This is a genomic window from Bradyrhizobium sp. P5_C11_2, from assembly GCF_054049755.1.
In genome coordinates, this window is record NZ_JBFULT010001076.1 from 1 (window position 1) to 1,081 (window position 1,081).

Annotated in this window: 1 protein-coding gene; it reads right to left on the reverse strand. The window is 60.4% G+C overall.

The genetic code is table 11. From position 1 onward, the window contains the following. Positions 1-275 precede the first annotated feature (275 nt). Positions 276-1,081, reverse strand: an 806-nt coding sequence (locus ACXJL8_RS41780; protein WP_456687115.1) for a hypothetical protein, incomplete at its 5' end; no start/stop codon positions are given.

A 1,081-nucleotide genomic window follows, 5' to 3' on the forward strand; every position in this document is an offset into this window, starting at 1 on the left:
TAAGGACCTGCTATACCCACGCTGGATGGAAATCGTTGGACGCGTCGTCGTCACCATTCTCGGCGTATTGGCGTTGGTCAGTCAGATTTTGCCGCTGGTACCTTTACTGCACCATTGAAGGAGCGACGCCGCCCTTGTCCGCCAGTGGCCGAAGGTCTATTGAGCGCGTGTCATGTCGGCTGTCAGGGACAAACCGGACGCCGATCCAACTTGGCGTCCACCGCTAATTTTGACCCTGAACGGTCGGAACGTGTGGAGTACTTGAAACGTGGCCTTCACGAGCGCCCCGCCGAATTGCCGACTGCCATCTTGCGTTCAGCCCAGCTCTTGATATCGCCGACCGTCATCGCCTTGAGGAACGGATTGGCGTTGACCAGCTTTTCGCGCGTGGTCCGACCCGTCGCGTCAGCAGCGGCCATAAGGGAAGCAGCATCGGCACTTTCTGCGCCGGCCAATAGCGCCACGGCGCCCGCCGGTCCCGCGAAATGGGCAAGGTAGAGAGAACCGGGTGTGATCGGCAGACTGCGCTTGTTCAGCATCGCGGCATATTCCTCGACCAGCCGTGCGGCGATCTCTCGCGCAAGCTCGGCATCTCGCCGCAAGTCCAACACTTGCTTGTCGGTGCGGCCCTGGATCAGATCGCGTCGGTGCCTTCGAACGGCTTCGAGCCACGTGTCATCGAGAAACTGGGCGGTGCCAGTCGCGCTCGACCGCTTGTTCCTTGCATTCGGGTCACCATTGGACTCGGCTATGATAATGCGCTCGACCAACGCCTTGGCGGCCGTCCTGTCGATCGATTTTCCGTTCAAATGCGCGTCGCGAAACAGGACGAAACTTACGACGAAAGCCACGCCGATCGCCACTCCAAAAACGAGCGTGATGGATTCCGCCGACAGCCAGTCCCGCGCGGCGACAACGGATCCACGCTCATCGGGGCGAGGCGGCCGGATTTCGTCGGCACGGCTTGTTTGCTCTGACGAACGCGCGAGGAGCCGCGGATTGCCGTCGGCTATCTCGCCGATGAAGGGAAATCGTTGGGCTAGGTCTGGCATCCCGTTGACAGGTTCAATGCTTTGAATAG